The following is a 19,794-nucleotide window of genomic DNA, read 5'->3' as shown; positions in this document are numbered from 1 at the left end:
TTCCTCATTTGCCGCGTTGATTTTCAATATACTTTTTAACCACCTCAGTGCTAACTTGACCAGTTGACGCTACAAAATATGTTGGTGTCCACAAAGCAGGTAGTTTTTTTAATTCTGGAAATTCTTTTCTTAAATGGTGGGATGCTCGACCCTTAACCCATCTAGCAATATCTGCTGGTGCTTGTCAAAACCAGTGTTTGATGAATTAACGTGAATTCGACGGATTGTAAACGCTACAATCCCTGTGAATCAATGATTTCGCAAGTTAAGGTTTAAAGTAACCTCATCCATTAGTTGAGAACAAAGTCAATAACTGACTAATTCCAGGTTTAATGATTTTATTCTCAGCATACTAGGAGGTTTTTAAAAACTTCTATTTCCTACGAATAATACTGGACAAGAGTTTCAGGCTTTATAACTCATCGAACTCACGTTGAATTAATATCTCAAATTTCTATACTTGCTGGGTGGAGGGCTAAAGGTATTCACCGACTCAACAATCCCTAAAGCAATAAAATTAGTCAGCATCGCCGTTCCCCCATAACTCATCCAAGGTAAAGGTATACCAGCAACGGGTGCTAATCCCACATTCATACCGATATTTACCACTGTTTGGAAAACTATCATCGACAGTGTACCAATCGCCAACAGGGAACCAAAATTATCTTTGGCATTTTGGGCAATCATCAGCAAACGAATACAAATCAGTGCAAATACGCAAATCATGATAATCGCACCAATAAAACCAAACTCCTCACCCACAGCTGAAAAGATAAAATCCGTGTGCTGTTCGGGGACGAAATTCAATTGGGTCATTGGACCATTACTCAAACCCCGTCCAAACCATTCACCTGCACCAATAGCGGTTCGGGATTGGGCTTGTTGATATCCGGAATTTAATGGGTCAGCCTCTGGATTCAAAAAAGAGATTAAACGCCCTTTTTGATAATCCTTCAGAACATACTTCCAAATTAAAATACCAATCTCACCCCCCAGCATATTCATCAACCAAGCGCCAATCCCCCCAATACCAAATCTTTGCCAGGGGAGAGTTTTCCAACCGACTACACCCATTGCTACTGCCCATATTAAACCTAAAATACCGAAAGCTAAACCACCCGGTAAGGTGAGGGCAAATGGCCACTGAATACTAAGTAAAATTGCTGCCACAATGGGGGAAATCATCAAAATCAACCAACCTGGGTTAGCATTTGCCCAGTACAGCATTCCTAATACTATCGCTCCAAATACCAACGATGTGGCCAGGTCAGGTTGTTTAAAAATTAATGCCCAGGGTACAGCAGTGATTGCCAAGGCTCGAAATACTACCGATAAGCTAGAGGCTGTCGTTCTATGTAATATGGATGCTAGGGTAATAATCATGAATATTTTGGCGAATTCGGAAGGTTGAAACCGAAAAAAGCCAATTTGGAACCATCTTTGCGCTCCCAATTCTGTCTTTCCCAAAACCTCCACCGCAATTAGCAAAGCGATGGTCAAGCCATAAGAAACCCAATGGATTCGTTGTAGGTGTTCGTAACGTAATACAGCCAAAATCAAAGCGATAATCGCTCCAACTCCGGCTACGATTATGTGGGTGAGGAATTTTGGTACTTTTAATTCACCAGCTTGTATCTGACTCACAATTTGGCCGATACTAAGTTCACGAAGATAGCTAAGTTCGGTGCTGTAAATCATTAATCCGCCGAAAAGGCTAACACCCACCACCAGCACAAACAATAACCAATCCATTCTTTGCCAGGGTCGAAACCAACTATGGGAGCTAATATGGGATAGGTGGGATTTCTTTCTTAGTAACATTGTGCTAATTCAGACTGCAAGTAAGTTTTAGTATATATGGAGACAGAATCAAGACGAACAGTTAAAAAAACTGTTGCCTATTTCCCTGGGAGAAGGGAGATAAAAATTATAGTTATGTATGTCTCAAAAGTCTTCAGATAATTGGTTCTAAGCGCTGAACTTTCAGCGTTATGTCTGTATTCCTAGGTTGTTCCCCAGGAACCAGACAAAAATGAATTTTATTGGGATTTTGATGATTGTTATGTTAATGCCATAACTGATACCTTACCTGCGATCGCAAGAGCAACATTACGTAGTGCTTTCGCACTGGCTGATTCGGGTTCACCCACAACAATCGGTACTCCTGTATCCCCACCTATGCGGGCGGAAATTTCTAAGGGTATACATCCAAGTAGGGGTACTCCCAATTCTCCAGCAGTTTTGGAACCTCCACCAGAACCAAAAATATCATACTGGCGGTCAGGTAAATCTGGCGGTATAAAAAAACTCATATTTTCCACAATTCCCAAAACGGGTACGTTCATCTGCTGAAACATCCGTAAACCTTTGCGGGAATCCAGTAATGCCACGGTTTGGGGTGTCGTCACAATCACTGCACCAGCCATCGGTACAGCCTGAGTCAAGGTTAATTGGGCATCCCCAGTTCCCGGCGGCATATCCACAATTAAATAATCCAACTCTCCCCATTCTACCTGGTATAAAAACTGGCGAATAATCCCATTCAGCATTGGCCCACGCCAAATCACCGGCTGATCCCGGTCGATCAGAAAACCCATTGACACCAATTTAACTCCGTGGTTAAAAGCGGGTTCCAGAACATCACCCTGGGGAGTGGTACGCACCGCAACCTTCACATCCCCTAAACCCAACATGGTCGGGTCGTTCGGTCCGTAAATATCCGCATCCAGTAAACCAACCTTTGCCCCTGTTTGGGCTAAAGCCACCGCCACATTCACCGCAACCGTACTTTTACCTACCCCTCCTTTGCCACTAGACACTGCAATAATATTTTTTACCCCCGGAACCCCATTCCGGTCAGGTACTCCCTTTTGTTGGGGTGTTTCGGCGGTCACGTCCACCACAACTTCCTGTACACCCGGTAAGGTTTTAACTGCTTTTTGACAATCCTCCACAATAAATTCCCGCAAGGGACAAGCTGGTGTGGTTAAAACCAAAGTAAAACTCACCTTACCACCATCAATTTGCACATTGCGAATCATATTCAATTCGACCAAACTTTTGCGCAGTTCTGGGTCTTGCACAGGTCGTAACACTTCTAGGACTGCGCTGGTTTCAAGTGTCTTATTAATCATCGGTTCCCCTCACTGCCGCAACAGGCTTGACAAATAGTAATTTTTCTTAAATTATCTGGACAATAGTTCTTAATCCTCAATAATCTGCCAACTCAAAACCAAAATCCAGACTGCAAAATTTGACATGTGTTCTGGTTTACATTTGTTTACAAATTATTTGGGGACGAATCGCTATATTTGCATCTTATCGTTGTTATGACCTAGGGAGTACAGCCTCGAACCAGGTGTTAATTAAAGATTTTTATGTAAATGCAAACAAGTTAAAAATACAGAAGCGAAATCGAAATCTTAGAATTTGAGGTGAGAAGTCGGGTTTCGGGAAAAACGCGACTTCTGCTACCTTCCTCCTAAAAATCAAAACACTGGTCGCTGATGGATTTACGATGGGATACGGTTTTTTCGGTAGTATCTTCTACTGCACTAATTAAAGCACGGGCGACCTTATCGGCGTAGGGACGAGAAAATGACCAAATAATTGGGGAAAGCCAACCCCGTAATGTGACGGAGTAGGATAGATAACTTCCACACACGGTTGATTCGATACGGTAGGTGAGACGTTCTTCAATACCGGGAATAGCGAGAACACGAATACTAAGGAGTTCGCGGGGATTCACCCGTTCCACGAAAATACGGATGGGGATGGGGGAAAGCCGGGTAAAGGCTTGAAAGATGAGTCCTGGTTTAGGTACGAGTCCAGAGGGGACATTGGTACTTTTGAAAAGGGGATGCCAAGATACGTCAGCGAGGTCTACAACTTTTTGCCAGAGTTCATCGACCGATGCAGAACTAATTTCCTGATAAGTTCGTACCAAAGAGACACAAACTCGACGGCGTTTACGATGGATGAATTTGGATAACCAAGTTTGCATTTTGTCAATCTCTCCTCCTCTTATCAGTTATCAGTTGTCAGGGTTAGCTTCTGATTGACCGGATTTTATTTAGACAAAGAAGTTTCTTTTGTAGTTCGTGACTCCGTATCTCAAACCAGAATTCTGTTGCGTAACTATTTTGAACACCACGGAAGTAGTTTACGTAGGTAACTGTAATATTTATTTACATACCAATGTTTACATAAATTTAGATTGAAAAGAGCAATAAACGTACATAGTGATACACAATTTGAGGGAAAATGTTATTTAATTGCCTGATTAGGTTTTTTCTCTAATTACCTGGTCATTACTCAGTCGTGAATCGCTCAAAGTATGAGTCAGAATGGGCACGGAAGCAAATTGATCCACCCAGGTTTATTTTCTCACGGAAATGACGCTCAGGTGATTAGAGAAAGGGCGTAGTTGATCAGCGCGAGCTTCAAAAATTGTTTGGTAAAAATTGTAGTTTAGGTTCTGTTTAGGGTTTGAAAATATCTATGTTGACCAACTCCCAATCCCCAATTGCCAAGTCTGAGTCATTCCTACCACCAGCAGATGCGAAGGAGCGCGTTAGTCTTTTTATGCGTCAACTCCAGGATGCGATCGCCCAGGGTTTGGAGAAAATTGATGGTGTCGGTAAATTTCAGGAGGATGGTTGGGAGCGTCCCGAAGGAGGTGGTGGGCGATCGCGGGTGTTGCGGGAGGGTGCTATTTTTGAACAAGCTGGGGTGAATTTCTCCGAGGTCTGGGGAGACCATTTACCTCCTTCAATATTGACCCAGCGTCCGGAAGCTGCGGGACACCGTTTCTATGCCACCGGAACATCGATGGTATTACATCCCCGTAATCCCTACGTCCCCACCGTTCATTTAAATTACCGTTACTTTGAAGCAGGTTCGGTGTGGTGGTTTGGGGGAGGGGCGGATTTAACCCCCTATTACCCCTTTGCCGAGGATGCGAAGCATTTTCATCAGACCTTAAAAGCAGCTTGCGATCGCCACCACCCAGAATACTATCCTGTATTTAAACAGTGGTGTGATGAATACTTTTATTTGAAGCATCGCGGTGAAACTCGCGGAATTGGTGGTTTATTCTTCGATTACCAAGATGGTCGCGGACAGTTGTATCGAGGTCCCGACCCCAACGGGAATGCGGCCAAATACAGTCAGAATATAGGTGAAATCCCCCAACGCACCTGGGAAGAATTATTTGCCTTTGTTCAAGATTGTGGTAATGCCTTTCTTGCAGCATACCTACCCATAGTCGAACGCCGACACTCGATGGAGTATGGCGATCGCCAACGTAATTTCCAACTCTACCGTCGCGGTCGCTACGTCGAATTTAACCTAGTTTACGACCGAGGGACAATTTTTGGTCTCCAAACCAATGGACGAACTGAATCCATTTTGATGTCCCTACCACCTTTAGTACGCTGGGAATACGGCTACCAACCAGAACCCAATACACCAGAAGCCGAACTGTACCACACCTTCCTGAAACCCCAAGATTGGATTAATTGGCATCCCACCCAGGTATCGGAATTCGGTTCACAGGAACATTGAAGAAGTTTCGGATTTTTCCCTGATGCGGTTTATCTATAAAAGGTATAAAATTTTCCAGTAGAGTGGGTGGAAAATTTAGCTAGTCAAAAAATATATTGGTGTTGATGCAGCTACGGTGTAACTACGGTTGCCGTAGCTACTAAGTCAAAAACTTGATCCTACTAGTTTGGGTTGGCGGAAAGATCCAGACCATTTATCTGGTGACTATGCTCTGCGTGGTCACCCAGTAAATGAGGGCTACCGCTTTCGTTCACGAGGCTGGAGCCTCGCAGATTCTGCTCCCACGCGGAGCATGGGAGCTAGGGGAATGGTAGGCGTATTTCCGCCGACTTGTACTTGTACTAGTTTTTGTCATTGTGTAGCCCAACAGCAACATTTATCTTGACTGTCTAGTGTTTTTTACGGATTTTCCCCCCGATAGCTTGAATCGAGAAGCCAGGGATAGAGGTGAGTATTCCATGATTAATATCGAACAACAAACCCATACAACCGAAGATAATCATCCAGTTATCGTTTTGACTCCATCAGGTCGTCTAGACATCACTACTGCATGGCAATTTCGTTTAAAGCTACAAGAATGTATTTCCAAACTGAGCCATCATGTCGTAGTCAATCTTGGTCAAGTTAATTTTATCGACAGTTCTGGATTGACTTCCCTGGTTGCGGGAATGCGCGATGCCGATAAAGTTAAAGGTAGTTTTCGGATTTGTAATGTCCATCCCGAAGCCAAGCTGGTATTTGAAGTGACCATGATGGATACCGTATTTGAAATTTTTGAAACAGAAGAGGAAGCACTTGCTGGTATTCCCCGCAGTGTGGCAACCACATAACCGAAAATTTCTCAACTATCAAGCATCAGCTTGGTCTGTTCCCAGATCCGTCAAAATGAGCCAAGGTTCTATGTAATCCAAATTCCATTGAGTAAGCATTTGTAAGAGTCCCCCTTCTAGGGGGGGCTTTAGACCCATCCCTTGAAGTAAAGTTGATTCCAGAAAATTTGTTTTAAGGTAAGTGACTCGACCCGACCAAGATTTCCTGGTTGGTCAACGGAGGAATTCCATTTTTGGCGATTGGGAAACTCACAGGTTTGATCTGGAGACCTGCTCTACTGTGCGCGGTCTCCCAGTGAATAAAGGCTGCTCTACCACACTCATTTATAATTTATAAGGAAAGAGGAAGTCTTTTATCTTGGGTTTTCATAGGCAGCATCCACCATACTAATTTTCATGGGTGGGAAAAGGTTAGTTCGTAGTAGCGCTTTAACACCCTATATTAAACTTATACTGAAACATTTTCGAGGCTTAAACAGCCAAGTTATTGAATCGTTAATTCCGTTGATCCCAAATTCAGGTTAGGGAAATTAATTTTGATGGATATTGGTAGTGCGGCCATCCTGCCCGCGTTTGAGTTATAAAGAAATAAAGAATATATTCATTATTTTTATTTACCAAACTACCATTCCCCATCCCCAACCCATAACCTGACTTAATATATGCCAACACCGGAGGAATCGCAACAACAAAACCACAATCAAGGTCAAACTTCCCCTACCTGGGAAGTGGATATGGATAATGCTATATTTAGTTTCGCAGAAATTCAAGCTGAATTAAATTACAAACGCGCTCAAACTACCCTACATCATCTGGTTGAGAAATTAGATTTAACCCCCCGTGAATCAGCTGGACTCGAACAAGAAATTCAAGATTTAGAAACCATAGTCGAGAGACTTGACCGGATGGTGGTGCAAATAGCTGCTTTTGGAATGGTGGGACGGGGAAAATCCTCATTACTAAATGCCTTGGTTGGTCAACCTGTGTTTGAAACTGGTCCACTACATGGAGTCACCCAGGATGCACAGCGAGTTAATTGGATTATTAGCGAAGAAAATATTGGTGACAATAATCTGGCTTTACGAGTCCGAGTTGGTGGTACAGGGTCAGCCCAGGTGGAATTAATTGATACTCCTGGATTGGATGAAGTCGATGGCGAAACCCGCGCCCAGTTAGCTGCAAGTATTGCCAAACAGGCAGACTTAATTTTGTTTGTGATTTCTGCCGATATGACACAAATCGAACATGCGGCCCTTTCCCAGTTGAGAACAGCCGGAAAGCCGATAATTTTGGTGTTTAATAAAATTGATCAGTATCCAGAAACTGACCGCATGGCAATTTACCAAAAAATTCGTGATGAACGGGTGCGGGAATTAGTATCACCCGAAGAGATTGTCATGACCGCCGCATCACCCCTAGTACGGACACTAGTATCCTCTCCAGATGGCCAAAGACGGGTGAAAATGCGTCCTGGAAACCCACAAATAGATAATTTAAAGTTAAAAATTCTGGAAATTTTGCAACGGGAAGGTAAAGCTTTGGTTGCTCTTAATAGCTTGATTTATGCGGATACGGTAAACGAACAAATTATCGCCCGCAAATTGAGTTTACGGGAAGCAGAAGCTAATCGTTTAATTTGGCGAGCGGTGATGACCAAAGCTGTAGCTGTAGCCCTAAATCCGGTGACAGTTGTGGATATCCTCAGTGGTGCTGTTGTTGATATTGTGATGATTTTAGGACTATCGAAATTGTACGGCATTCCCATGACGGAAACCGGTGCGGTAAAACTACTACAAAGCATTGGTTTAAGTATGGGGGGAATTAGTGCTAGCGAACTAGTTACCAACCTGGGACTAAGTTCCTTAAAAACTTTATTAGGTGTGGCAATTCCCGCGACGGGAGGAGCTACCTTTGCTGTTTACGCATCCGTAGCAATTACCCAAGGTAGTGTCGCTGGTTTTTCCGCCTATGCCATTGGACAAGTAACAAAGACCTATTTAGCAAACGGTGCAAGTTGGGGTACGGATACACCCAAGGTAGCAATTAGTAAGATTTTAGCAACCTTGGATGAGACTTCAATTCTCAATCGGATTCGCGATGAATTGCAACAAAAAGTGGGAGCAGGAAAGTAATACCCTAAATTGGATTTTAGATTTTAGATTACCCCTTGGGAAGCCGCACTACGTCGGTCTACAAGTCTTGGGGTCAACCGTTTGCAAAAATGGGTTGAAATGCGATCGCAATTTTCGTAGCATCAGCTTTTTAGGACGATTTACTCTACAAACTGCACCAATCCCCATTTTCCATTGGTCAACCAATCTGCGTCGGTTGCTTGCACTTGTTGTAATATTGCTGGTTTAATTCCTGTGACAATTTCTGATTTGAGGGTGCGCAAAGCAACCATTGGTGCAGGTAGATAACAAATAATATCGGCTATGTTAGCAGTAAAACTCCATTTGCGGTCATCTAAAAGACGGCGATAATTGGCATCACCTTTGATAATTATCAAAGAGCTTTCAGCTAAATCGGTTTGTAAGGAATCAGTCAATTGCCAAAAGGCTAAGGGTGAAGTCCAAAAATAGTTATCTGTCAGTAATAAACGCCCTGATTTGATATATTTTTGTAGGCGATTACCAATTAAATTCATATCTGATTTGTTGACAGTCAGAAAGTAATTTATAGTTTCATTTACATCTTTAATCATGGCATCAGAAACAAAAGTTGGATGGAATTTCAGATGTAATTTAACTTGAGTGACTAATCTACTTTTTAAGAAAAAATCAACTAAACATAAATCACAAACTAACTCAAAAGCTGCATTATCAATGATAAAATCTACACGCGTTGATGCAGATTTATGTGAATTTAATAATAAATCAATGACTGGATGTATGTTATTAACTAATATATGAGATTCTTGAGATTGAACATCAAACTTGCTGCGATCACGTTCCTCTTGCACATCAGTAGAACCTGTATTTTTTTGAGTCCCATCATCTGCAACGGCTGACCACAAACTCAAATCAACTCGATTCCCCCAAAGGGAAAAATATAATAAGTTGGTTAATGCTGTAACTTGTAAGGTAGATTGCTGATAATTCCCTGCTAACCATCGGTTAACTTGTTGAGCAAGTTTAATTGTAGAATCCAAACTAGTTGTTAAACTCTGCTGCTTTTGAAGCGCAAAAGGGTCGATATTTTGCCATTGACCCGGTTGAAAATAGTTAGTAATACTCAGAATATAACGATAAAAATAGGTTTCTGCAAAAAACCAGGGTACATCCAGCCAACGCTTTTGCAGATAGGGTTGAATATATTTTTGCCAAGAAATAAAATCGGTTCCTGTATCATCTGCAAATGCTTTAATATGTCCAGAGATTAAATCTTTTGCTAGTTGCTCAAGGTCTTGATTAATCTCCAGAGGAAAATTATTCTCAGTAATTACCCTCCTTGCAATACGGGGCATTCGTTGTGTAATAGTTAACTCCGTAAAAGACCCGTCTTGGGATGCAATTAGCGGATTGGGTAAAGGTAGCTGGGGAATCGAATATTTTTTGGTCACGTAATTTGTAATTCGTAATTTGTAATTCGTAATTACGAATTGCTTGAATCCCTATTGGCAACATAGTTACTTAGGCGTAAGCCATGCCGCATCTGTCCTAGGGTAAGCTATTGTAAATGGCGAATTATCAATTATTCTAAGCAAAGAAATGGAAACTCAAGGACAGAATACAATTAAATTATAACAATTTACCAAAACAACCCTATTAATTCTGTATTTCTTTCCAACCTTCTAAAAATTGCTTCTTACACGGGAGTGGGGTGTAGTAGGAGAATCAACTCAATACTTAACGCCTACTTGTGAGAAATCTAGGTGTTGAATTATGTGATCTTCAATTAGTACCTCGTGTAATCGCTGAATTAGCTAGACTTACACCTGGTAATTTCCGGGAAAAATAAAAGCGATCGCGTTTTCCATTTTCCCCCTTGGTGGGTCTTTATGGCTCAGACTATTAAGGAATGTTGCTTTCTGCTCCACATATGAGACGAGGGTAACGGCCATGGTTTATGTTCAAATTTAAGCCATGAGTTAGAATGCCCTATGTATAAGCCTTTTCTGGAGTTGTTGGAAAAAGAGCTTTATCAGCGATTTGATTTACAACCGCGACCGATTCCCCCCGGATTAGCCCATAAGGTTAGCGATCGCGGTCGGAATCCAGCGACAATCAGCAGTTGGTGCTATGAGTGTCCGCAATTACGCAAAATTCGCTATACCTATATTGATGCGGGTGAAAGTGCGCAAATTTTTAATAGTGTGATTTACCCTAGTTATGAATATGATTTACCACTTTTAGGGATTGATTTTTTATCTTTTGGTAAAGTTAAAAACTTGGTTGTACTGGACTTTCAACCTTTATTTACAGATAAAGTATATCAGGAAAAATATATTGAACCATTGAAAATATTACATGATAGATATATTGATTTAGCTCAAAACTTGGAAATGAAGTTTTATGATGCGAATCGATATTTTTCTAAGTATTTACTATTTGCAAAAACCGATGCGGAAACTGTCAGAACTAGAGTTTTTACTGCCTTTCAAGACTATTTAAGTTTGTATTTGCAAATGCTAGCCCAAGCAAAACCACAAACCTCATTTGATGACATCGCCCGTATTCGCAAAGCCCAGCAAGATTATGACCAATACAGTGCGGAACGAGACCCCGCTTCGGGTTTGTTTAGCAGCTATTTCGGTCATGAATGGTCAGAAAGGTTTTTGTATGAGTTCCTGTTTGAAGATGCTGTTCCCTTGGCTGTTGCAACTAGATAGGATAAGTGTGGTGCGGGAGTAGGACAAAATTATCTATCCTAGTGGGCTGTGACGCATTTAAGTTGTATATTCACTATTAGTGGATGGCTGTAAGTAGGTGGGTGGTGAAAATTGTTGTTAAGATCACGGACAGACGCGATATATCGCGTCTGTACAGGGGTAAGGCTTTTCATTGAATGATTGGTTATGTGGTTTGATGTTTAATTACACCTACCTACTTACCCTGAAGGATGGGTTCTCTTGGTCGCAAGCTTGTGGTGACAGCAGCGAAGTTGTACTACACACGTCTACACCTATAACAAGACCCTAGGTATTTATGTAATTGATACAAGTTTTAGCTGATTCAGATTTGGAGACGCAGCAAGGCTACGTCTCTATAATAATTTTTAAGTTTCAATTGGTTTTTAAAAACACCCTAAATAATCCCAAATCACCAAGATGTTATACCAACCATTTTTAGACTACGCGATTGATTACATGCGATCGCGTTTGCATTTATCCCCCTATCCCATTCCCCCAGGATTTACGGAAAAATCCGCTATCACCGGAAAAGGTAAAAATACGGAGACTGTCCTCACCACCAGTCATGCTTTCCAAACCGATAAACTTCGCCAAATTCGTGCAGCTCATGTACAGGGAGGAAAAGCTTTACAAGTTCTCAATTTTGTGATTTTTCCCCGTCTAAATTACGATTTACCATTTTTTGGTGCGGATTTAGTCACCCTACCTGGTGGACATTTAATCGCTCTTGACATGCAACCTTTATTCCGAGACAATCCCACGTACCAAGCAAAATATACCGAACCAATATTACCAATTTTTCACCAATTCCAACCCCATCTACCCTGGGGAGGGGATTTTCCAGAGGAAGCAACGCCTTTTTTTTCCCCGGCTTTTTTGTGGACTCGTCCCTCGGAAACTTCTACAGTCCAAACCCATGTATTTGAAGCTTTTAAAGCTTATCTACAAGCTTATTTAGATTTTGTGGATACTGCAACACCAGTTACAGACCCATTGTACTTGGAGCAAATCGAAGCTGCTCAATTGCGATATTTACGCTATCGTGCAGAAAAAGATCCAGCACGGGGTATGTTTAAACGATTTTACGGTGAAGAATGGACAGAGGAATATATTCACGGCTTCCTGTTTGATTTAGAGCGTCAAAAACCTCTTCCTAGTAGTTTGGCCACCCAAAAGTGGGCGGTTCAGCCTTAATATAAAGGCGCTATCCCCACAGGGTTGTCGTAAACTAGCGCAACTACCTACCTTTTCTCACCTATCAAAGTTTAGGAAATGTGAGTGCTTCTTACATATATATCCGTGTTCCCCATGTTTTGACAATTAAAAAGCTTGAACCCACTCTTTAATTGTATATTCAGTCCAGATATTATGTTGCCAATAGGGGTCATTTTCCACTAATTGGCGCACAGTTTCCTCGCTATCAGCTTCATAGATAGCAAAGACTTTGGTGACATCTTTGGTGGGGCCGATGGTAACGAGTACACCTGTTTGTTTTTGCTGTGCTAATCCATCGAGATGGGCTTGGCGATAGGGTGCGCGCTTTTCCAGTACATCTTCGCAATAGCTACCCCACATAATGTATTTTGTCATAAAAGCTCCAAAGTTTTGCAGATGAAAATTTTTTGTCACAATTAGATTTCTTGTTCAATGATGGGGTAATACGATGATATTCGACTTTTTCTACCCCCACATCATAGTATATTTTTTGTAAGAGTTTGCACTTACTAGTACAGCTTGGCGGAAATAAATCAACCATTTAACTCATTTAACTTTTTACTTTTGCCTGTTTGTACTAGTAACTTGGAGTCCCTTAAGCAAAGCCGTCCTCTAAGGACGGGGTTTCTACCCAAATTTCTGATGAACTACGAAACAGCACGCAAAGTTCTCATTGAACAAACACACTCTCACGGGGAAAACCCTGATGCTTTACTGACGCGGATGCAACAGGGTAAACCTCCCATACCTGGACAAATTACATCGATTTTATTGGCGCTGAAAGTTGTAATGGAAGCCCTTAGAGATATGGATACCATTGATAAAGAGTTGGCCTATACTCTGTATCAATTGACGGTGAAAACCCAGCAATTATTCGCATCCGGAATTCGAGCAGGAGTAAGTTGGCCACCCCTTCTGAAGGAGGATTTAATCAGGATTAGTAATACCTGTGAAAGTATTTTTGCCGGAGAGTAGAGACGACCCGTCGGGTAGTCTGTAGAAAACCAGGGTCGTCTGTACAGGAAGAATACTTACCGATTTCGTAGTTCAGCTTCCAGTTTGTCAAGGTCAGACTTAAGAAAAACTGTCATTTGTCCGCTATGGGATTTCCCTTCCCGTGGTTGAGCTATTTCCATCCAGTAGGCATAGCGATCGCCTACTCGTAGTTCTCCTTGTAAGGCTTCACGAATGGGGGTTCTAGCCATTCTTGCAGAATTGATGGCGCTCAGGTTAGGGTAGCTATATATAACTTGAGCGCGTTGAAAATCTTGATAAATATCTAACCCATAAATTATCCGTAGTGATTCCTGTAAACGGTTAAAATTGATCCCGTTAATGGCATCAAACATGGCAATCCGTTCCGAACGAATCCGACTGCGATCACGACTGTAGGTAATTTTCCCTGGAGGAAGGACGGAAGCTTGAAAACTAAAGCGTTGTGCAGCAGTATCACTTTTGGTCACAAATAATTTTTCCCCGGTTTTCGGACGTAGGGTCGGATGAGCTTGAATCCAAGCTGTTACTTCTTCGGTTCGCTGTCCTGGTAACGCATTCGCTGTAGTTGGTAGCAATAAGGATGTTAAGGAAATCAGGAAACCCTGTATCAGTAATTTCTGTGTCATTTTTTTGTCAGATTATTTACCTGTATATAGGTTTCCCTTTTTTCAATTATCTTTATCAACGTCGGGTCGTCTCTACTCCCGATTCCCTTTTTGTAAACGTTTCAGGGTTTCTTGAATCGAGGCGATCGCAAATTCGGATATTTGCAAGTTTTGGCTAGTAATAACTTCTAGGGTTTTCTGAAAGTTATCGATCAATTGGCTAATTTCTGCTGCTGATAAGCTGGGAATATGTTGCTGAAGGTAAGCTCCAATTATCCCGAAATTCAGTATTGTGGTTGTTAATATCTGGGTGTCCGATGTGGTTAATATCTGCATTAATACATCTATACTTACAGGAATTTGCTTACCAATTTTGACCAGGCTTTTAGCTGCGTTAATGCGTACATACACGTCCGGGTCGTTGAGGGATAGGGTTAAAGCGATGATGCAATCGCTACAGGTGCAACCAAGTACACACCCAAAAGCCTCCGCAACCGCAGCGCGGACGCGGGAATCTTGGTCGTTGGCGGTGGTAATCAAAGATGGTAATATATCCTTGTCTGTGGCAACGGTAGCTAAAGCCAAAGTTGCCTTGGCGCGAACCTTGGGATTGCGATCGCTGAGTGCATCGATTAAGGCTGATGTCGCATGGTGGGCTGATTTTCCAATACGAGCGATCGCATCAGCAGCATTTCCCCTGACCCATTCGTCATCGTCCTTTAAGGCGGCAATTAAAGCGTCAACGGCAAAAATAGCCTTTTCTCGAAAACAGCCGAGTCCAAACGCCGCATGGGCGCGAACGTAGACAGATTCATCCCTGAGTACCTTAACTAAAGCTGGAACCGTTTCGATAGCGGAACCAATTTTACACAATGCTTCAATGGCTGTCACCCGAATCACCGCATCTTCATTTTCTAACAAATCGATTAATGCAGGAACTGCGATCGCGGCTTTTTTACCGAGATTTCCCAAGGCGACAATGGCATGGTAACGTAGGTCACTGTGGGATAAAGTGACTATCAGGGTGGAAACTGTTGCGAGAGTTTGGTTTTCAGTTGATGGTGAAACGGGTAATGGGTGGTTATTTGTATTGACACGAACCTGTGCGTTATCACTGACAAACGCGTTTTTCAGGATTTTCAGCAGTTGCTTGAGCAGATTCTTCATACATCGGAACGCTGTTGTGATGATGGTCGATTGCACACCTTCCCGAAAGCTTGATTTATCTTGTGTTATCGCTTTTTGCTCAATACCACGCAAACAGAACAGAAAGTTACTTGTTTTTCGGTAAAAACCAATATTTAACTGTCCTGAATCTTGCACAAGCTGATTACAATCGAGTTTGCAGAGCCAACTATAGAAAATATTTATGAATACCTCTGCTTACTACCTACTCTGTCTCTATGGCATGGCACAACTTTAGCAATTATCGGTAAGCTTTCACCCATGTAGATTGCACAATCATATTGACCGTTAACTGTTAACAATTAACAGTCAACAAAACCAAGAAGTAGCTATGCAAATTAGATGGGTTTTCGCTTCAGGATTTATATTGAGTTTTGTTTCAGGTAAACTATCAACTTTTATATTCTTTCTTTTATACAACTTGTTCGCCAAAAATTACGCAAACCCCCAAGCCAAAATAAATATTTTTTTCAAAAGATAATTAGACATGATTAAATCAACGAATTTGGATACATAGCAATCCGATTTAAGTTGTGAAAAATAGCGCACTGTTGACTCATGTCGCGTCTCTCCCTATTGCCGTACAGACGCGACATGTCGCGTCTCTTCCCATTCCCAAAAACGATAATTCAAGTATTAAAAATAACTTTTTAAACAACCTCTAAGAGCAGACACTAGTTCAGGAATCAAATCATATCCGTACCACAACCATCATCAAGATGAAGTCAAAACCTGCGTGGGTTTTTTCTTGCTGTATGAACGGGAAAAATAACTTACTGCAACACCCAAACATCAAAAACTGCCAAAATGGCAGTTATATTTATTGGTAATGACAAAAAATTCCCATCTCCTTACTGACTATTACGGCTATAGTAAGTTGTTTGCGGATAAATACTCAGGATGTGATTTCCTACCTCAAAAAATAAACCATCACTCTCATCACGGGATATTTTTAAATTTGGATATTTAATAATTAATTCCTCCCCATCCATAACCTGTTGACCCATGACATCACTAAGAGAATCCGGTAGAACCCCCGTCGCACCAATATAAAATATCAACGGCGAAATCAATTCGCGATATGTCCTTTCTATATACTCCTGCAAATGGGTATATGCCGTTGTCAAAGCCGCTACCGTTTCTGCTTTTTTTCTACTATCACCATGATATTGAACCGGGAAAGTATGGATAAGGGAACCCATCCCCATGGGAGCAAATTCGGTTTTGATAATATGCAGTGATGCTAACCCCAAAAATTCGTCGAATATCGACTTCACAAACAAATCAATAGCTGTTATTTTGCGCCGTTTAGTCAGTTTTTTTGACTCAAACTGGATATTTTCTGACCATAACATGGACATATTTCCATTTGCGAAAATCTCACCTGTTTCTTGGTCATAGACATCATAGTACTGATGGAAAAACTGATTTGCACTTTTGAGTTGACCTAGGTGCAGAATCATGGAATTACCCAATTCAATTCGATAGCGCTGACGTATAGCTGTATTTCCAGTAACTAACCCAGATAGGGGATGTTGCTCTGGTTGGTGGGGAAAATTAACATATAAGTTCGGCGATAGATAATGATTTCTCAACTGCTCAGTTTGACGCGGAATCCATTTTATCGACTCGTTTTTTAGACAAGCTTTAATCATCCCCATCAACACTTTTGCCACTAGGATTTGTGTTAATAGACCATCGGGGATAGTATATTGACTATCAAAATTTACCAACGGTAAATCACCCAGAAAAACTGTATATTCTCGTTCAAAATCAAAATCGGCAGATGCGGCAATTAGATTGTAACGACGCAACCAATCAAACACAGCTTTGTTACCAATTTTGATACAAAGGCTGGAAATATTTAATTGCCCATCGCGGACAATTGTATAACTATTAAATTGGTTGAGATTATCTAAAAATGCCCCAGCAACATCTGCAACAGGTGTATTGTCTTCTTGTTTGAGTAAACGTACCCGTCGTTGAATTAACAGATTCATGGTCGCACTATGGTGATTATATACCACCTTTCCCATCCGAACATAGGGATGGGATGGAGAATAATCGATATATTCAGTCTTTAACCAGGTTTTTTCCCCGGATTTAAGTAAACCATAAACCTGTTTAATTCCGGTTCTTTCGTAGTTAGTTTGTAACTGCTGTTGATTCAATAATATATGCTGACGATGCTGAGATAAAAATTCCATCACCTCAACTACAGATACAGCAAATTTACCCCTGATATTTGCACAGGGAATACCAATTTCATGATTGACCAATTTTTCCGGATGAAATAGTATCTGTTCTAAATCGTAGGCTAAAACCCGTAGTCCTGTTTTACTTAATGCTTTGACCTGGGAATGCTCCCATAATGTCACATTTCCCGTACTATAAAGTGCGTACTTGGCTAAATTCAATTTCCCATCTGCTAATAATCCCCTCGCGAAAGCATACACCGCAGAATGGTTTTGCTGACAGGGTATTCCTAAATTATCATATTCATCCCCACTCAAGCTTTTAAATCGGTAAATCATTCCCGTTAAACTTCCCTGGGATTTAGCTACCTCCAACACCCAACCCGGTATCTGCAAATCACCCTGACTTCCACAGATTTTCTCCACCGCACTCAATACCAACACCTGATAACAATAACCCGATTCTTTTGGTACTACCCCATCTGTGACTATAAAGGGTGCAATATCTACACAATAATAACCATACACCTCTCCCCCTAATTTGTACAATCTAAACTTAATTTGGGATTCCCCATCCCCAATTTGGGTAACTTTAATTCCACTCTTTGGTAGCTGTACCATTTTTGCCATTCCCCCTGATCTATGGTAGATATGCATCGAAATTATTGCTGGTTTTTTGAAGTGCAGGTATCTTCACCAGTTTGATTTTTATAGTATTATTGTACTACTTGACCAGGGGAATGTCAAATGATAGGGTGAGTATGATAGTTCTCAAACGTCTCAGTCGGTGAGGGCTATTGCCTTTATTCACAAGGCAGAGCCTCATAGATTCCGCACCCACGCGGAGCATGGGTGCCGGGGAAAATAGGAGTTTTTGTGACTGTTTGACTAATCCCACAAATAGAATTTGTGGATGTTACGTCAATGTTGATTTCCACTTATTTCCCGTAATACTTTCCCTAAGATATCCACAGCAACTTGGATTTGTTCGCGGTTGATGATTAATGGGGGACAAAAACGGATGGCAGCTTGACCACAGCCTAGTAATAATAATCCGTGGGAGAAGGCCATTTGCAAAATGCGATCGCGTAATTTGCGATCTAGTTCCCCGTTCTCATCCTTGAGGTCTACTGCTACCATCAATCCCTTTCCTCGTGGTGGGGAAAGACAAGCAAATTGTTGATGTAATTCCCCTAAACCAGCTTGCAGATATTGTCCCATTTCCTTAGCATTGGTCATTAATCCACTGGTTAATAAATCCAGGGTCGCAATTCCTGCTGCACAAGCAACCGGGTTCCCTCCAAAGGTGGTTGCGTGGGAACCGGGAGGCCATGTCATAATTTCTGGACGTGATAAAATGGCCCCTAAAGGTAAACCACTGGCAATTCCCTTCGCACAGGTGATAATATCCGGCATGACACCCCAGTGGGAAATGGCAAATAATTCCCCTGTCCGTCCCATTCCCGATTGGACTTCATCCACTACCATCAAGATACCATAGCGATCGCAAATTTCCCGAATTCTTGAGAGGAAACCATCTTCAGGGACAATGTAACCACCCTCCCCCTGAATCGGTTCAACGACAATTGCAGCCACTTCATGGGCTGGTATAATTGTCTGGAATAGGTGATTTTCCAGGTAATCTAAACTTGTGTGGGTTCCGTAGGGAATATGGGTAATACCTGGTAATAGGGGGCCAAAATTAGCCCTTTGCACGGTTTTGGAACCCGTTAAAGACATGGCTCCATAGGTGCGTCCGTGAAATGCACCTAAAAAAGCAATTACCAACTGTCTACCAGTATAGTACCTAGCTAACTTAATGGCTCCTTCGTTGGATTCTGCACCCGAATTGCTAAAAAATACCCTTGCTCCATGGGGAAAGGGAGCTAAATTCGCTAACCTTTCGGCGAAAACCACCATCGGCTGATAATAAAAATCAGTTCCCGACATGTGTAATAAATTTTCCGACTGGAGTTGAATCGCTTTGACCACATCCGGATGACAGTGACCAGTCGCTGTCACCGCAATCCCCGCAGTCATATCTAAAAACACATTCCCATCCACATCCTCAATCATACACCCCTCACCACGAGCGACCACCAAAGGGTAATCCCGTGTGTAGGATGGAGAAGTCACCAAGCGATCGCGTTCTACCCAAGCTTGGGCACGCGGTCCTGGTAAACTGGTAATTAACTGGGGTATTTGTGGTAAATGTTTATATTTAGGAATACTAATCATTGGTTGAGAATCAGAATAATATGAATTTCAATAATGGGATACAACGATTAATTATCTTGCTCCAGGTTGTGTAGTTAAAAGTATGTAGGTGTTGCAAAAATAGATGTATTATT

At 41.7% G+C, this 19,794-nt stretch carries 16 protein-coding genes and 1 pseudogene; 6 read left to right on the top strand and 11 right to left on the bottom strand.

Going from position 1 to position 19,794, the window contains the following annotated elements; genetic code table 11:
- Positions 1–4: 4 nt before the first annotated feature.
- The 4 genes and pseudogenes from CDC37_RS12070 to CDC37_RS12055 form a co-directional block, all read right to left on the bottom strand.
- Positions 5–178 (bottom strand): annotated as a pseudogene (locus tag CDC37_RS12070) (IS200/IS605 family transposase); the annotation flags it as partial.
- A 260-nt stretch (positions 179–438) separates the two neighbouring features.
- Positions 439–1,821, bottom strand: a complete 1,383-nt coding sequence (gene rodA / locus CDC37_RS12065) for a rod shape-determining protein RodA (protein WP_096622180.1) — start codon at positions 1,819–1,821, stop codon at positions 439–441.
- 239 nt (positions 1,822–2,060) lie between these two features.
- Positions 2,061–3,134 (bottom strand): Mrp/NBP35 family ATP-binding protein, encoded by a 1,074-nt coding sequence (locus CDC37_RS12060; protein ID WP_442861036.1) that lies wholly within the window; start codon positions 3,132–3,134, stop codon positions 2,061–2,063.
- Between the two features lie 347 nt (positions 3,135–3,481).
- Positions 3,482–4,003 carry a polyketide cyclase / dehydrase and lipid transport gene (locus tag CDC37_RS12055; RefSeq protein ID WP_096622179.1) on the bottom strand — a complete coding sequence of 174 codons (522 nt, stop codon included), beginning with the start codon at positions 4,001–4,003 and terminating at the stop codon, positions 3,482–3,484.
- Between the two features lie 497 nt (positions 4,004–4,500).
- Between CDC37_RS12055 and hemF the strand changes: the two genes are divergently transcribed.
- The 3 genes from hemF (at position 4,501) to CDC37_RS12040 (ending at position 8,527) form a co-directional block, all read left to right on the top strand.
- Positions 4,501–5,565, top strand: a complete 1,065-nt coding sequence (gene hemF, locus CDC37_RS12050) for an oxygen-dependent coproporphyrinogen oxidase (RefSeq protein WP_096622177.1) — start codon at positions 4,501–4,503, stop codon at positions 5,563–5,565.
- Between the two features lie 458 nt (positions 5,566–6,023).
- Positions 6,024–6,395 carry an STAS domain-containing protein gene (locus tag CDC37_RS12045; RefSeq protein WP_096626135.1) on the top strand — a complete coding sequence of 124 codons (372 nt, stop codon included), beginning with the start codon at positions 6,024–6,026 and terminating at the stop codon, positions 6,393–6,395.
- 662 nt (positions 6,396–7,057) lie between these two features.
- Positions 7,058–8,527 (top strand): GTP-binding protein, encoded by a 1,470-nt coding sequence (locus tag CDC37_RS12040; RefSeq protein ID WP_096622175.1) that lies wholly within the window; start codon positions 7,058–7,060, stop codon positions 8,525–8,527.
- A gap of 140 nt (positions 8,528–8,667) precedes the next feature.
- Here the strand turns inward: CDC37_RS12040 and CDC37_RS12035 are convergent, their stop codons facing one another.
- Together CDC37_RS12035 and CDC37_RS25515 are read right to left on the bottom strand one after the other, a co-directional pair.
- On the bottom strand, positions 8,668–9,957 hold the full coding sequence (locus CDC37_RS12035; protein WP_231943041.1) for a damage-control phosphatase ARMT1 family protein: 1,290 nt from the start codon (positions 9,955–9,957) through the stop codon (positions 8,668–8,670).
- Between the two features lie 369 nt (positions 9,958–10,326).
- Positions 10,327–10,458: a hypothetical protein gene (locus tag CDC37_RS25515; RefSeq protein WP_255408800.1), complete on the bottom strand. Its 132-nt coding sequence runs from the start codon at positions 10,456–10,458 to the stop codon at positions 10,327–10,329.
- Between the two features lie 39 nt (positions 10,459–10,497).
- Between CDC37_RS25515 and CDC37_RS12030 the strand changes: the two genes are divergently transcribed.
- Both CDC37_RS12030 and CDC37_RS12025 read left to right on the top strand, forming a co-directional pair.
- Positions 10,498–11,226: a 15,16-dihydrobiliverdin:ferredoxin oxidoreductase gene (locus tag CDC37_RS12030; protein ID WP_096622174.1), complete on the top strand. Its 729-nt coding sequence runs from the start codon at positions 10,498–10,500 to the stop codon at positions 11,224–11,226.
- 438 nt (positions 11,227–11,664) lie between these two features.
- Positions 11,665–12,441, top strand: a complete 777-nt coding sequence (locus tag CDC37_RS12025) for a phycoerythrobilin:ferredoxin oxidoreductase (RefSeq protein WP_096622172.1) — start codon at positions 11,665–11,667, stop codon at positions 12,439–12,441.
- A gap of 126 nt (positions 12,442–12,567) precedes the next feature.
- On the opposite strand, the gene CDC37_RS12020 is transcribed toward CDC37_RS12025, so the two are convergent.
- Complete coding sequence (locus CDC37_RS12020) at positions 12,568–12,837, bottom strand: YciI family protein (protein WP_096622171.1); 270 nt, start codon at positions 12,835–12,837, stop codon at positions 12,568–12,570.
- Between the two features lie 267 nt (positions 12,838–13,104).
- On the opposite strand from CDC37_RS12020, the gene CDC37_RS12015 reads away from it, so the two are divergent.
- Complete coding sequence (locus CDC37_RS12015) at positions 13,105–13,437, top strand: Dethiobiotin synthetase (RefSeq protein ID WP_096622169.1); 333 nt, start codon at positions 13,105–13,107, stop codon at positions 13,435–13,437.
- A 56-nt stretch (positions 13,438–13,493) separates the two neighbouring features.
- On the opposite strand, the gene CDC37_RS12010 is transcribed toward CDC37_RS12015, so the two are convergent.
- The 4 genes from CDC37_RS12010 to CDC37_RS11995 form a co-directional block, all read right to left on the bottom strand.
- Positions 13,494–14,084: a hypothetical protein gene (locus CDC37_RS12010; RefSeq protein ID WP_096622167.1), complete on the bottom strand. Its 591-nt coding sequence runs from the start codon at positions 14,082–14,084 to the stop codon at positions 13,494–13,496.
- 72 nt (positions 14,085–14,156) lie between these two features.
- Complete coding sequence (locus CDC37_RS12005; protein ID WP_096622166.1) at positions 14,157–15,386, bottom strand: HEAT repeat domain-containing protein; 1,230 nt, start codon at positions 15,384–15,386, stop codon at positions 14,157–14,159.
- A 713-nt stretch (positions 15,387–16,099) separates the two neighbouring features.
- Positions 16,100–18,064: a VWA domain-containing protein gene (locus tag CDC37_RS12000; protein WP_157780729.1), complete on the bottom strand. Its 1,965-nt coding sequence runs from the start codon at positions 18,062–18,064 to the stop codon at positions 16,100–16,102.
- A gap of 300 nt (positions 18,065–18,364) precedes the next feature.
- Entirely contained in the window at positions 18,365–19,681 is a 1,317-nt protein-coding gene (locus CDC37_RS11995) for an acetyl ornithine aminotransferase family protein (RefSeq protein ID WP_096622163.1), read from the bottom strand.
- Positions 19,682–19,794 lie beyond the last annotated feature (113 nt).

Source organism: Calothrix sp. NIES-3974, from assembly GCF_002368395.1.
Lineage (GTDB): Bacteria > Cyanobacteriota > Cyanobacteriia > Cyanobacteriales > Nostocaceae > NIES-3974.
Note: the sequence above shows the minus strand (reverse complement) of the source record. Positions and strands in the feature narration are given on the sequence as shown.